Below are 12,919 nucleotides of genomic sequence, written 5' to 3'. Positions count from 1 at the left end.
TTTTATCAAAACGAAATTTCGTCTGTAAAAAAATTCAAAATCAAATAAGCCTATAAAATTTTACAGACTCAAAAAAAAGAAAAAAGATTAGAATTAACTAATCTATAATAAATTGTTGAATGGGTGAGATTCAACTGGTTCAATACCAAAGTCAGCAGCTGCTTCTGCAATAAACATGTCAGTTTGTGCAACAGCAGGGAATGCTATTTTAGCGTTATCAATAGGTCCAAAGAGAACAAAGTCCCCACCAGTCATAACTTGAACAATGTTTGCACCAATATCACAAACAGTGTAAGCATTTTTATTACCGTCTTTTTTGTAGTCTCTTAACCAGTCCCATGCAGAAGGCACATTGTGAATACCAGAACCAACTGGGTATCCCCATTTAGCTTTTTCCGCAAAAGTGGTTTTTGCAGCAATACCTGCACCTTGTCCTAATGGAGTTACAGCAGTATCCATCATAAATTTATCAATACCACAATCTGCAGCCACTTCAAGTAAACCTTTTTCGTAAGCACCATCATCTCCATTTTCCCACATTGCCATTTTACCATCAACAGTAGCATTCATTGGGTTGAAACCTAAAATGATGGAAGCAGAAATATCAGTAGCAGCAAGAGCTTCTAATTCAGATTTATCTGCAGCCATGTTAATTGAGTTATAAATAGCTCTGTCAGTTAAACCAACTTCATCAGCATAATTTGCACCAGCTACCCTAGCATCTCCAGAAGTAGAGTCTATAAGGAACGGTTGATCACAGATGTCACCAATATATTCTATGTATTTTACAATAGCTTCTTCAGTTTGACCGAAAACTTGTACAATACATGGATTACCTGTAACATCAGATACATTAATCATATCGTTAACTAAAGCTTCTGCTCTACTTTTATCAAAATCACCTGTTAATTCATCATTAATAATATTATGTCCACCGTAGAAAATAGTACCACATAAAACTGTTGGGTATTCTCCAGGTTGACCTCCCATCTTTACACCAGCAAAGTCAAATACTACTTGCTCTTTATCAAATCTAAACATTTTATTAAACCCCCTATAACAATATAGAAACTAAATCATACTTCATGACAATTACTAAAATCATTAAACCAATTATCATACCGTATAAAATACCAACGTCCCTACCAGTTTGTTGACCTAAACGTTGATAATATTCACCTAAAGTAAAATCTACTTTTTCCTCAGCATCATCTAATTTTGCAACGATGCCTTTAAGATCATCAGATGAAACCATTACTTGAGGTATTGAATTATTTTCTTCTTCACTCATAAATAAACACCTCTACATTCCACATAATTTAGCAATAGCTGGAATAACAACTAATAATGCTACAGCTACTACAACACCAATAGCAAAACCTTGGAACCTAGTTGTTGTTAATCCTGCAAAAAGTTTGCCTTCCCTTGCAATAAGTTTTGAACTGTAATCAGCATCTTCTGCAACATCTTTAATACCATTAATAGTAGGTTTATTAGAAATTTGTACCATAAATTATTCCTCCTATAATACTAAGAATAAAGCTCCGATTACTAAAGAGAATACTAAACCTAACATGATACCTTGAACTTTACCAGCATAATTACCTGCAAAGTTTCTATTAATTGCCCCAACCATATCTATTTTAGTATTAATGTCTCTCATCCTTGCTTCAATGAGAGCAGTTTCTGCAGAAACTACTTTCATTTCTTCACCATCATCTTCTTCTCCGTCGTCACCTTCAACGGAAATAACCATAGCTTCTTCTTCAAAAGCACCAGGGTCTTTTTCAACACATTCATTGATTTTAGATTGAATAGCACCAACATCTTCAGTGTCAATTAAATCAATAATTTCTAATTGTTGTTGGAATCTTTCAACCCCTTCTAATGGTACATTTTCAACGAAAGGAATAGCACCAGTTGCTCCAATAATTTTCTTTTTATCTGGATCCGCACCGTTTTCATGTAATGCTTTGAAACATTGACCAGTAATATGTCCTTGTACTTCAGCACCAGCTAAAATTAAGAAACGGATGTTTGGATTAGAAATAATGTTTGCAACAACTTTTTCTACACCTAAATTTTCTGTTTTACATGGGCCTGCAATTGCAGCACCAGAAAGTTCAGCTTCAATGTGAGAAGCTAAAGTAGTTACAGCAACAGGACTTTCTGGATCCCCTACAATATAATCTCCACTAATAACCGGCCAGGTATCTGCTGGAGCTTTTTTATCTGCCATCTATAAAACCCCCACTGATTGTAAGAATGGTAATGCTGCAAATATAATAAATGATGCTAATAAAAATCCATAAACTACATTTGTTAACATTCCTGCAGTAATATAAGAACCATCCCTTCCAGGATAAGCACCTGCAGGACTAGTATAAGGATCTAAAGAGCTTACTAACTCATCAGCAGCACTTTGAAGTTTTGCTACTTCTTCATTTACCTCATCCATAGATAAAAGGATAACTCCCCCACCTAAAGATGCACCAATAACTCCTGTGACAGGATCTAAAGCTAGATTCATGTCAGGTACAATTTGAACCATAGGTAACATTTGAGCCATAATTAAACCTCCTTATTTACTCCTCTACTTTTGGCCATAAACCAGCCCATCTAACTGAAGCTGCAGCATCATATGAAGCTTTAACAAATGATCTAAATGAAATAATCCAACCAATTAAACCAACAAGGAATACTGCTAACCATCCAAAGGTATCTCCAGCAACACAAGATAATAAACCAGTAACTGCCATAGATAAGAATGCAGTAGATGCTGCACATTTAAGAGTCCTTATTTGATCTTCATTTGGTCCTAAACATGCATTGAATGGATGTTGAATTGCCATAGTACATAATATAAAGAATAATGCAATAAATCCAGGAGCAACAACATGTTCAAATATGTCAGTTGCTGCAAAACTACCAGTAATAGCTGAAGATAAAGCTAATACAGTTAAAGCACCTGCACCTGCAATTTCAACAGTACATCTTACCATAATTGGGATTTTCATTCCAACAATTTTTGTAGCGATTAAAGCAACAACTAAACCAATAATCATAGAAAAGATTAATCCTAAAATTGGTCCAAATATACTTAAATCAGGGAAAATAAGTCCCATAGCAAGACCTGCTAAAACACCAATAATACTGATAGATAAACACATATAACCAATAGATGGTACACCAGTACCTAAACCATAACTAGCTACACTACGTATAGCATCAGATCCCCATACACTAGCACATACAGCACCAAGACCTGCTAAAACAGGACCTATAATACCATTAATATTACATAAGTATATACCTAATAAACCACCGATAACACCCATAGCTAATAAATAATTAGAATTTAATGCACTATGTGCACCATCAGCACTTCCACCAGCAGACATCTTAGATTCCTCCTGTTAATAATACACAAAATATTCCAACTACAACAGATGCAATAGCACAAGATAATGCTCCAGTACCAATCCTTTTAAACTTAGGATCATGCATACCTTCAATAGTACCTCCAATATTATAAGATGCAATAACGGAGTTAATGAAGAAAACACCAGTACCTAATATAGCAGCTAAACCTATACTAATTGCTGGATCAGTGAAGTAAGTAGAAGCTTGAACAGCATTATAAATAGCATAGTATATTAAACCTCCACCAAAACCACCGAAAGCAGCACCTATAAGACCACTAATGAAACAAACACATGGTACACCATGTCCTTCAGTACCAGGAGTTTTATATTTTTCTTGGTTACGTTTAGTAATAGGGTCAACTGGAGTTTTAGATGCAGCAGGTACAATACCTACACCATACACATATATGTAATTAGCAATGAGCATAGTGATAGCTAACATTATCATAGCACCTACAGCACCACCAATACCTACAATAATCCATGATTGACCAGTCATAGTTGCAGCACCAATAAGTCCTGTTAAACCTGCACCAGCAGCTAACATTGCAGTACCAGTACCTACACCAGTAGCTGTTGCCATAGCTGCAGGAGCTCCACCTACAGGAATAAAATGCACACCAGCACCAATTAATACTCCACCAATAGCAACAAATAAAATAACAAAAATTGGATCCATAATCGAAACCTCCTTATTCTTCCTCATATGGTCCATATTGTTTTCTTGCGAATCTTTCTAATTTATCATTCATAAAGATTAAAATTAGAACAATAATGAAACCAACAATTAATCCACCATATAATCCAAATACAACTGAGTTCCAGAAACTGAAAAATACAACAAGACCAAAACAGAAACCAGTTAAAGGTCCACCGAATTTTACACAGAAGTTTCCTACATCAATTGAATTTTTAGCACCTAAAGGAGCTTTAGTAACAATATCTCCTTGAATAGCTACAGGAGTTCCTCCTCCAAACTCGAACTTTTGGTACTCACTTTCAGCACCGTAATGAACATCCCCAGTTGAAGAACCGATAGCTCCAAGAGTAATACCCCAAAGTACAGCTAAAAGTGGTAATGGGAACTCATGTAATGGAGTACCATTTAATGGAATAGTCATTAAATATGAAACTCCAACAAGACAAAATGTAGTTATAAATCCATGACCAACAATTGGTCCTAAAGATTGAGTTAATACATCCATAAATAATGGTTGTTCAAATTGAGATTGACCAACAATCCTACCCATATGAGCAGTAATAGTATAAATAGCGTGAACAAAAGCAGCGACACAAGAACCTATTGCAAGAGATATAATTGGATAAAAGTTAAAATGTGACATTAATACAAATGCAATAGATCCAGCAACACCACACCAAACACCATAAGCGACTGGTTCACCAGAAGCCGCTTTGTTTATCATACGGTGTAAATGTCCCATTTGTGGAGCAAGTTGAACTTGAGAGTTAGGGTTACTTTGAGAACCGAGGTCAGATTCGATATCTTCTGCAGCTCCCCCAATAGTTGCAACTGCACCCATTAATGCAACAACACCTAATGTTACAGGGTCCATAATTTTTTTCCTCCATATTTTTTATTAAATTGATCATTTAATAAACATGATATATATTCACTAATGAATATACGTAATAAATTGCGATTTTTATTCCATATAAAAATCAATTAAATGATACCAATAGAATTTTTCTATTGATACTTATCTTTCTCTCAATATTAATATAAATGTTTTACTAAAAAATTTTAAGGCATACTTAAATTTAAGGAAATAAATAGGTGAAAAATCACCTATTCAACCTATATATTTTTAAATTTATTTTGCTGGGGTGATGACAGTTCTTTCACCAGATGGTTCGAACTCTCTTAATGCACCTTTAGCAAATTCTTCACGAGGTTTACTGAAGTCAAATACTAAGTTTTTATCAGCAAATGCGATTTTGATTAATGGGTTGAAAGCCCATGCGTCTCCACGAGCTGCGTGAGGAGCTTGGGAAATACCAGCATATTCACCTTGGTGACCTACGTTCATAGCGTAGTTAGGGTAGTTTGGTCCTCTCATTTCGAGTGGTAAACCTTCATCATTTCTGATGGAGAATACGTTAGCTGCACCACATTGATCTTGTAAATCGTATCCGTAGAAACCTAATCTGGAATGTTGTTCTTTGTGTAAGTACATACCTAAGTACCATGCACTTAAACCAGTTTGAGCATTACCAGTAGCGAATGCAGTAGAACAACCAGCTGCTGCTGAAATTACAGAAGCCCTTTGAGATCCACCGAAGTGAGTTTCAAGTAAAGCTGGGTATTCTTCATATTGTTCTAATGCGTAGAAAGATACTTCAGAACCTACATCAAGAACAGTGTCCATGTTGTTAGGTGCTTCAGTTAATCCACCGTATTTGTCTTCTACGTAATCTTTACCATAGTAAGTGAAGTCATCTAATACATCATCAGTATATGCTGCAGTAGCATATTGAGTGAATCCTACACCACCAGACATGTAAGAACCTAACCAAATTTGGTCGTATAATGCAGCACCTAAAGCTACTACATCTAAGGTTGAACGTACTGGGTCATCAGTGTTAACTCTGGAAGATTGACAGATATCTGCCATGAAACCAAATGGAACTCCACCTAATTCGTTTTCTGCTCTTGCTCTTCTTACAGGTAAGTAAGTACCCATGTGAATAACTTCTGCATGTTTTGATGCGTATGCGAAGTCACCAGTAGCTCCTTCACCAGCACATTGGTTGTATGCAGAAATCATGGACATACCAATTTGCATAGCAGACCATCTTGAGGTAGTACCTCCATCACAAACTCTTCCTACGATAGCAGGAATTCTTACAGCTTGCCATACACTATTACCAACTTCTTCTTTTAAAGCTGCAGCTTGTTCTTCATTGAATTCTTTGTTGATGTCTAAAACAAATGCTGAATCAATTTCATCAGCTAATTCATCGTCACCAGTGAAAACTTTTACGTAACTGTCTTGAACTACTAATGGGTCAGTTTCTACCATGTGTTCTTGAACTACTGCTGCACCAGGCATTGCGTGGTTTACAGTTTCTAAGTATTCAGTAATAGTTTCAGGAGTTACTTCAATACCTAACCTTTTTTCAAGAACATTGTGAGCAGTGTTTAAACCTACAATAACAGTTCTTCTAATATCATCCCAAGCTTGTTGGATAGCTGCGTTGTTAATAAAGTGTAAATCATCACCTTCTACATAAGTATCAGTAGTAGATAATTGGTAAGACATTAAAGCCCTTTGACCTAAAGGAGTACCAATGTCTGGGTTGTACATTGGAATTCCTCTTTTTTCAGCGATTTCTTTACCTTCTTTTACAAATGCGCTTTTTCTTTCAGATTGTTTCCAACCGCCCATGTTATAGAAAGTGGTTCTTTTATCAGTTGGATCTTCACTGAATTTGTTTTTCATTGCATCTAAGAATTTTTTATCTGCCATACTTAATCCCATCCTTTAATTGGATTGTATGCACCAAATGATCTGGATACGTGAATGTTTTTTAACACTTCAACAGCATCTTTATCGTCTTTGTATGCGTCACCATCAATTCTGTAAATTGTGGTTTTTGATTTTAAGGTTTCTTCATCTAATGGTTCACCTAATACAACTGGTTCATCTAAGTCTACACCGATTTGGTCTCTTACCATTTCAACATTACCAGTTTCTTTGTTGAATACTTGTCTTCTAAGCATATCAAACATTAAACCATTTTCATCTAACCTTAAAGAGTGACCGTGTACACCTGCACCTCTAATACCAGTTCTTGCAGTATCGAAGTATTCTGTTTCTAAGAGGTATTTGGAAATACGTTCAATATCTCTTTCCCTAGCTTCGATAACTTGTCTTCCGGATAAAGTACCAGTATCGATTCCTCTGAATCTGTTTAAATAAGACCTTGCTCTTAAGTAAGGTTGAGCTGGTGCGAAATACATTGAGTCTACAAATTGGATGTATCTAATCCTATCCCCTGCTTTTGCACCTGCAATAGGGGTAACTAATTCTCTTACAATGTCATCAGGCTCATCCATTTCATCTAATGGTGGGTGAACACTTTTATATTCTTCACCTGGAGCTCTGTGACCTAATATTTTTACTACGTCTTCATCAGAGATTTCTCTTAACTTTTCTAATTCGTAATCTGGATCACAAAAGTTTCTTCTATTTTGAGCAACCTGAGAAGTACCTGGATAAATTTGTGCCATAATTATGCATCTCCTAATGCTAATTTAACTTTTCTAATAATTTCATCTAATTTTTCTTGTGAGATTGTTTCTCCACGAATAACTTCATTAACAATATCAACAATGCATCCTTCTGTTTTAATATTTTCTTCAGATGGCATGACTTTAGAAGTTTTTACACCAATTTTAGCAAAATCTTCACAGTCAACTGGAGATTCACAAATGATAATACAAGGTTTATTAACATTCCTTAAAATCAATCTAGCTTTATAAATTAAATGATTTTTAACTCCACCTAAATGAATAACAAGCAATTTAAAATTACTCATTTGTTCTACTTCTTTATCAGTAAGACCAAATAAAGTTCCACCAGAAGCAGGAGCATCATGAGGAACACCAGCACCTGCATTTAAAACCATTGTGCTAGTTAAAACATTGGATTCACGTAATCCAAAAGTGATTTCACAGACAGGTTTAGTAATATGTCTACGTCCTGGAGACATAGCAACAGCTAAAACTTCAGCCCCACATTCAGCAAATGTGCCTCTTTGTGCAAGACCTCCACCTTTACCCATACCACCTGTTGCTCTACAATCAACTACGTGAGTACATCTTCCAATCATTTAAAAGTCATCCTTTCTAACAATATTTACGTGATCTTCAAAACTTGAATATTGGTCAGTCATTCCAACTAATTCATCAGGCAAATCTGCTTCACCATATTTAATCCTATCAGAAACTGTTCTTTCCTTTCTAATATAATTTGATTTATCTTGATTAATATCAAAACCAAAAGGAATATGTTTTTTGCAGATTTCCTCGATTTCATTAACTGTAGATTCCATTGTTAACTCAACAAAAATTCTACCAGTTTTAACTTTAAGAACAACATCTTCGCCATTAATATTAATTACTCTACGTTCCCTATATTGTGGAGGTAAAGATTCTTCAGTTTTTGGAAATCTTGGACCATGAATTACAGTTCTTTTAACATCTTCAAGTGATTCAATGTCATTCAACAACTTTTCTGTTGTATCGCTTCCAAGCACCCTATATGGGAATATTTCAATATCCATTTTTTAACATCCATGAAAAATTAGATTTAATATTAAATTAATTAGATGTCACCTTTAATTTCATCAGCTGCTAAAGCAACATATTTGAGAGGTTCTCTAAATTCATCAACTTGACTGTATACTTCTTTAATTAAACCAGAAGTTGCTTCTGGTGAAAAGAGTTGTGTTCCTGCGTCTAAGGACATAGCAGCAGCTACACAAGGGATACAGAATCCTTTACTGTGTCTAGTTACAACGTGGTTACCGTTGAAGAGACCTGGGCCTCCTCCACCATAGATAGAGTGACTGAAGAAAGAGAATCCTACAGCTACACCTTCTGCTCTACCGTAGTCAATACTTGGTAAACCAGTAGCAAATTCAATGTTATCATTGAAGTATAATAAAGTAGATGGAATACCTTGAGCAGCACGAGCAGCACCAACGTTTACCATAACAGCAGCAGTAGCACCAGCAGCAGCATATGCATTCCATAAAGCTGCATCATCAGTGTTATAAATTGAGAAATCAGTTAAATCTTTTTGAGGAGCAATAACTCCGTCAGCTTCAGCTCTAGCGATAGTTCCGTTTACAACACTACCAACAGTGCCTTCTTTTGCATTATCTTTAACTAAATCTAAAACCATATTGTTAGCATTCATACCTTGGTAAGCTAAACCTAATAAGTGTAATCTTTCGTATGCACCTACAGCATCACCCATTTCAAACATAGCAGTTTGTTCGAAAATAGATGCTAAAGCAGTTGCTTGGAAAGTGTTTTTTAAGGTAGCAGCAGCGAAATCGTTTGCTTTAACTCCTCTTAAAGCATAACCTGCACCTTCGAGTTTTTGTGGAATGTCTAACATAGTAGCAATGTTTGATCCTTTGTAATCTACAGATTGTGGGTATCTACCTAATACTGCAGCTTTTACGAAGTTTGCATCGTAAATACTTACGTCACATACATCAATAATAGCTTGTACTAAGGAAGTTGCGGTAGATAATGGAGCAACAGAGTATTCTGCAGCTACATCAATTCTTTTAGATGGAACTTGTACTAATAATCTTTTACCTCCGGAAATAGGTTCAACTTTAGTATCATCATCTTCAGAAATTTGTATCATTTCTTTCATTTTTTCTGCAATTGCACCAGCATTTGCTACAATATCAAGATCTAATTCCCTTCCTAATATTTTAGATTTGTCTCCACCGACTGAACCAGTTTTGACAGATTTTTCAAGTCCTTCTAAGTTTACTGCAACAGTTCTTTTAACACCTTTAACGATGTTTTGAATAGCACTGTTTCTGAGTGGACTTAAAGCTTCGATTGGGACATCAGATACGACTAATGATCCTCTATCGTCGTATAAATCGACTTTATCATCATACTTTGCCATTTTTTCCCTCCTAATTAAATAGAGTATTTAATATACCACTTATATTTGAGTAAGTTTTTATCTCAAAATAAGGTAAAGCCATACACAATAATTTTTGCATTATAGCTAGCCATATGGTATACAAGTCTTATTTTAATTAAGATATAATATAAACATTACCCCTTAGATAATTTAGAAAAGTTTATAAAGCATAAGAAATCCCAAAAAAATAGGAAAAAGAAGATTAAAAGTAATACTTTTAAAATAAATTTATCCATTCTTAATTACTATAAAACATTATTAAAACTATTATTTAATTAAAACAACAGTTACTAACTACTATAAACATAATATATAAATAAATAAAAAATTAATAAACTAAATTCAGTTTTAAATTAAATATTGAACCAATTTTTAAAAGAAAATTTAAAATAATAACAAAAATAATGTGATTTAATATAATAAAAAAATTATTCTTTAAACAAAGTATAAATTATTATATATAATACTATTAAAATAATCATTATTTAGGAAAATCAAAATTAATATGAAAAATAGCTAAAGTAATACTAAATTAATTTATATAATACTAAAAACATAATTAAAAATATTATGCAAGTTGTAGCAGATGTAGGAGGCATTCCTGGAAAAGATTGTAATGGTTTTTGTAAATACTGTTACTTTAGAAAAGTAAAAGATGTTAAATCATTTGGTTGTGCACACTGTTTACCTAACAAAATTGGCTGTGAAAGATGTAGTAAAGGAATAGCTGATGCACAAAGTGAGTTTAAATCTCCTTTTGAAGTAATTACAGAAGTCCAAAATGCTTTGATGATGCAACCTAATCTTAGAGGAAATAATATTAAAGCAAATATTAGTGGAGGAGGTGATGTTAGCTGTTATCCCCATCTTGAAAATTTAACAGCAAACTTAAACCAGTTTTCACTTAATTCTCATTTAGGATATACATGTGGAAAAGGTATTACTGATAGTGAAATAGCTTCAAGATTAATTAACAATGGTGTTGATGAAGTTACTTTTACTGTTTTTTCAACAGATCCCAAACTTAGAAAACAATGGGTAAAAGATCAAAAACCTGAAGAAGCATTAGAAGCCTGTAAAATTTTTTGTGAAAATATTAATTTAACTGGTGCTGGAGTAATAATTCCTGGAGTTAATGATGGTGATGTACTTAGACAAACTTGTAATACTTTAGAAGAATGGGGTGCTAAAGGATTTATATTAATGAGATTTGCAAACACATTTAATGAAGGATTAATTTTAGGTAATGAACCTATCATTAAAGGAATTGAATCTCAACCTGTTGAAGAATTTGAACAACTAGTTAAAGATATTAATAAAGAATATAATTTTAGAGTAACTGGTACTCCACTATGTGATCCAGAAACTGGAGGGCCATTTGCAATAGCTAAAGATGAAAATGAAATATTTTTACAATTTATCAAGAAAGTAACTGGAGAAGCTACATTAATTACATCTAAAATAGCTGCACCATACATAAGCAAAATATTTGATAAAATAGGTGCTGAAAATGTAAATATAATTGGTGTTCCAAAAGAAATAGCTTGCCTAATTACAAAAGAAGATTTAGAACAAATTGATTTAAGTGAAGTAAAACAAGCAGTTATTATTCCAGGCCGTGCTTTTGTTCATCAGTTAGATGCTGAAAGAATTTTAAGTTCAGATGGTTTAGAACGTATTGTAGGTAGAGGACCTGATACTTTAACAATAGATGGAGAACTTAGTTTTGATAAAACTGATGAAAATGTTATTGAAGAAGAATTAACTCAATTTAACGATTTAGTTGATGCTATTAACTTCTTTGGTATGAAAATATAAAAAAGAGAGATTAATTAAGAATCATCTATAATAAAGCTTTCAGTGTGGATTTTTACCAAAATATAATCATACATAAAAGATTTTTTAATTTCAGCTAATTCACTTAATTCTTTACCATCAATTATCACATTCTCAATTAATTCATGATATTTATCATAATTTAATTTTACTCTAACTCCATCAAGTTGTGCAGTAATAGGTGCTGGAGATATAATGTCTTTAATAACATCTACTTGATTTTCAATAGCATTTTTAACTACAATAGATGGCACTAATGGTGAATCCAATGCCATTTCCTTTTTTTTATTATTTAAAATTGTTTCAATTGTTTCAACTAACTTATCTAGCGCCCTAATATCATGACCTCTTTTAAGTCTTCTTGGAATTCTACCAAGTCCTCCAACATAAGCATCAGCACCTGGAAGTTCTTCAATAGGAATCTCTGGAGCTCCTGTTACAATAACTGGAATATTAATATCATCATATAAAAAGGATTTTTCCTGAATACAATTCTTAAAACTACCTAATGCAAAAACAGCAACATCATGCTCTTCAATTAAGCTTTTTTCTTCTTCAGTAATACCAGAAGTTCCTTTTCCATCACCCCGAGCTAAACCAATCATATTATCTTTAGCACCAAATTCACGTAAATATTCTGAAATATCACATGCTGCATGAGGGAGATGATGTCTTGCAAGTGTTGGAGATACAATAGCTATTTCAGAACCTGCCATTGGAGCGATTGTTACTTTAGCAAGTAGTTCTTTAGCCTTATTTTTAATAATATCCACATCTTCCATAGGAACAGCTAAATTTAAAACAAGTTCCATTTGTTGAATATTTTCTTGAAGAATAAAGCCACCTAAATCTTCAATAAGTTCTTTAATTTCTTCACTTTTATGAACCCCACCAGTAAATGTTAATGTTTCATACATTTCTCAAAACCCTCACCATATTATTTATTACATAATTTTT

Annotated in this window: 15 protein-coding genes; 1 reads left to right on the top strand and 14 read right to left on the bottom strand. The window is 33.7% G+C overall.

Annotated features, from left to right (window positions below; all coding sequences use genetic code 11):
• Nucleotides 1–102: 102 nt before the first annotated feature.
• The 13 genes from mtrH to mcrB form a co-directional block, all read right to left on the bottom strand.
• Nucleotides 103–1,041, bottom strand: coding sequence for a tetrahydromethanopterin S-methyltransferase subunit H (mtrH, locus tag Q0984_RS01190; protein WP_299522323.1), 939 nt, complete (start codon nt 1,039–1,041; stop codon nt 103–105).
• Between the two features lie 13 nt (nt 1,042–1,054).
• On the bottom strand, nt 1,055–1,291 hold the full coding sequence (gene mtrG / locus Q0984_RS01185) for a tetrahydromethanopterin S-methyltransferase subunit MtrG (RefSeq protein ID WP_299522320.1): 237 nt from the start codon (nt 1,289–1,291) through the stop codon (nt 1,055–1,057).
• A gap of 12 nt (nt 1,292–1,303) precedes the next feature.
• The gene (locus Q0984_RS01180) at nt 1,304–1,510 is read right to left on the bottom strand and encodes a tetrahydromethanopterin S-methyltransferase subunit F (protein WP_299522317.1); all 207 of its coding nucleotides are present in this window, start codon (nt 1,508–1,510) and stop codon (nt 1,304–1,306) included.
• 12 nt (nt 1,511–1,522) lie between these two features.
• The gene (mtrA, locus tag Q0984_RS01175; protein ID WP_299522314.1) at nt 1,523–2,239 is read right to left on the bottom strand and encodes a tetrahydromethanopterin S-methyltransferase subunit A; all 717 of its coding nucleotides are present in this window, start codon (nt 2,237–2,239) and stop codon (nt 1,523–1,525) included.
• Nucleotides 2,240–2,569, bottom strand: coding sequence for a tetrahydromethanopterin S-methyltransferase subunit B (locus Q0984_RS01170; RefSeq protein ID WP_299522311.1), 330 nt, complete (start codon nt 2,567–2,569; stop codon nt 2,240–2,242).
• A gap of 16 nt (nt 2,570–2,585) precedes the next feature.
• Nucleotides 2,586–3,401 (bottom strand): tetrahydromethanopterin S-methyltransferase subunit MtrC, encoded by an 816-nt coding sequence (mtrC, locus tag Q0984_RS01165; protein WP_299522308.1) that lies wholly within the window; start codon nt 3,399–3,401, stop codon nt 2,586–2,588.
• 1 nt (nt 3,402) lies between these two features.
• Nucleotides 3,403–4,104, bottom strand: a complete 702-nt coding sequence (gene mtrD / locus Q0984_RS01160; protein ID WP_299522305.1) for a tetrahydromethanopterin S-methyltransferase subunit D — start codon at nt 4,102–4,104, stop codon at nt 3,403–3,405.
• A gap of 13 nt (nt 4,105–4,117) precedes the next feature.
• A complete protein-coding gene (mtrE, locus tag Q0984_RS01155; protein ID WP_299522303.1) occupies nt 4,118–4,999 on the bottom strand; it encodes a tetrahydromethanopterin S-methyltransferase subunit E in 882 nt (293 codons plus the stop codon).
• Nucleotides 5,000–5,257: 258 nt separating this feature from the next.
• Nucleotides 5,258–6,913, bottom strand: coding sequence for a coenzyme-B sulfoethylthiotransferase subunit alpha (gene mcrA, locus Q0984_RS01150; RefSeq protein WP_299522300.1), 1,656 nt, complete (start codon nt 6,911–6,913; stop codon nt 5,258–5,260).
• A gap of 2 nt (nt 6,914–6,915) precedes the next feature.
• The gene (gene mcrG, locus Q0984_RS01145) at nt 6,916–7,677 is read right to left on the bottom strand and encodes a coenzyme-B sulfoethylthiotransferase subunit gamma (RefSeq protein ID WP_299522297.1); all 762 of its coding nucleotides are present in this window, start codon (nt 7,675–7,677) and stop codon (nt 6,916–6,918) included.
• A gap of 2 nt (nt 7,678–7,679) precedes the next feature.
• Nucleotides 7,680–8,279, bottom strand: coding sequence for a methyl-coenzyme M reductase I operon protein C (mcrC, locus tag Q0984_RS01140; RefSeq protein WP_299522294.1), 600 nt, complete (start codon nt 8,277–8,279; stop codon nt 7,680–7,682).
• Entirely contained in the window at nt 8,280–8,732 is a 453-nt protein-coding gene (gene mcrD / locus Q0984_RS01135; protein ID WP_299522290.1) for a methyl-coenzyme M reductase operon protein D, read from the bottom strand. It lies immediately after the preceding gene.
• 41 nt (nt 8,733–8,773) lie between these two features.
• On the bottom strand, nt 8,774–10,105 hold the full coding sequence (mcrB, locus tag Q0984_RS01130) for a coenzyme-B sulfoethylthiotransferase subunit beta (protein ID WP_299522287.1): 1,332 nt from the start codon (nt 10,103–10,105) through the stop codon (nt 8,774–8,776).
• Nucleotides 10,106–10,696: 591 nt separating this feature from the next.
• On the opposite strand from mcrB, the gene mmp10 reads away from it, so the two are divergent.
• Entirely contained in the window at nt 10,697–11,944 is a 1,248-nt protein-coding gene (gene mmp10 / locus Q0984_RS01125; protein ID WP_299522284.1) for a methyl coenzyme M reductase-arginine methyltransferase Mmp10, read from the top strand.
• A 14-nt stretch (nt 11,945–11,958) separates the two neighbouring features.
• Here the strand turns inward: mmp10 and Q0984_RS01120 are convergent, their stop codons facing one another.
• Nucleotides 11,959–12,879, bottom strand: a complete 921-nt coding sequence (locus tag Q0984_RS01120) for a methanogenesis marker 7 protein (RefSeq protein ID WP_299522281.1) — start codon at nt 12,877–12,879, stop codon at nt 11,959–11,961.
• Between the last annotated feature and the right edge of the window lie 40 nt (nt 12,880–12,919).

Origin of the sequence: uncultured Methanobrevibacter sp. (assembly GCF_934746965.1) — an archaeon.
Classification (GTDB): domain Archaea; phylum Methanobacteriota; class Methanobacteria; order Methanobacteriales; family Methanobacteriaceae; genus Methanocatella.
The sequence above is the reverse complement of the archived record's forward strand: the minus strand, read 5'-3'. Positions and strand labels throughout refer to the sequence as shown.

What these genes read in the sequence shown, in the direction of transcription:
- mtrH (WP_299522323.1), bottom strand. Translation starts at nt 1,041, where the DNA reads ATGTTTAGATTTGATAAAGAGCAAGTAGTATTTGACTTTGCTGGTGTA.
- mtrG (WP_299522320.1), bottom strand. Translation starts at nt 1,291, where the DNA reads ATGAGTGAAGAAGAAAATAATTCAATACCTCAAGTAATGGTTTCATCT.
- Q0984_RS01180 (WP_299522317.1), bottom strand. Translation starts at nt 1,510, where the DNA reads ATGGTACAAATTTCTAATAAACCTACTATTAATGGTATTAAAGATGTT.
- mtrA (WP_299522314.1), bottom strand. Translation starts at nt 2,239, where the DNA reads ATGGCAGATAAAAAAGCTCCAGCAGATACCTGGCCGGTTATTAGTGGA.
- Q0984_RS01170 (WP_299522311.1), bottom strand. Translation starts at nt 2,569, where the DNA reads ATGGCTCAAATGTTACCTATGGTTCAAATTGTACCTGACATGAATCTA.
- mtrC (WP_299522308.1), bottom strand. Translation starts at nt 3,401, where the DNA reads ATGTCTGCTGGTGGAAGTGCTGATGGTGCACATAGTGCATTAAATTCT.
- mtrD (WP_299522305.1), bottom strand. Translation starts at nt 4,104, where the DNA reads ATGGATCCAATTTTTGTTATTTTATTTGTTGCTATTGGTGGAGTATTA.
- mtrE (WP_299522303.1), bottom strand. Translation starts at nt 4,999, where the DNA reads ATGGACCCTGTAACATTAGGTGTTGTTGCATTAATGGGTGCAGTTGCA.
- mcrA (WP_299522300.1), bottom strand. Translation starts at nt 6,913, where the DNA reads ATGGCAGATAAAAAATTCTTAGATGCAATGAAAAACAAATTCAGTGAA.
- mcrG (WP_299522297.1), bottom strand. Translation starts at nt 7,677, where the DNA reads ATGGCACAAATTTATCCAGGTACTTCTCAGGTTGCTCAAAATAGAAGA.
- mcrC (WP_299522294.1), bottom strand. Translation starts at nt 8,279, where the DNA reads ATGATTGGAAGATGTACTCACGTAGTTGATTGTAGAGCAACAGGTGGT.
- mcrD (WP_299522290.1), bottom strand. Translation starts at nt 8,732, where the DNA reads ATGGATATTGAAATATTCCCATATAGGGTGCTTGGAAGCGATACAACA.
- mcrB (WP_299522287.1), bottom strand. Translation starts at nt 10,105, where the DNA reads ATGGCAAAGTATGATGATAAAGTCGATTTATACGACGATAGAGGATCA.
- mmp10 (WP_299522284.1), top strand. Translation starts at nt 10,697, where the DNA reads ATGCAAGTTGTAGCAGATGTAGGAGGCATTCCTGGAAAAGATTGTAAT.
- Q0984_RS01120 (WP_299522281.1), bottom strand. Translation starts at nt 12,879, where the DNA reads ATGTATGAAACATTAACATTTACTGGTGGGGTTCATAAAAGTGAAGAA.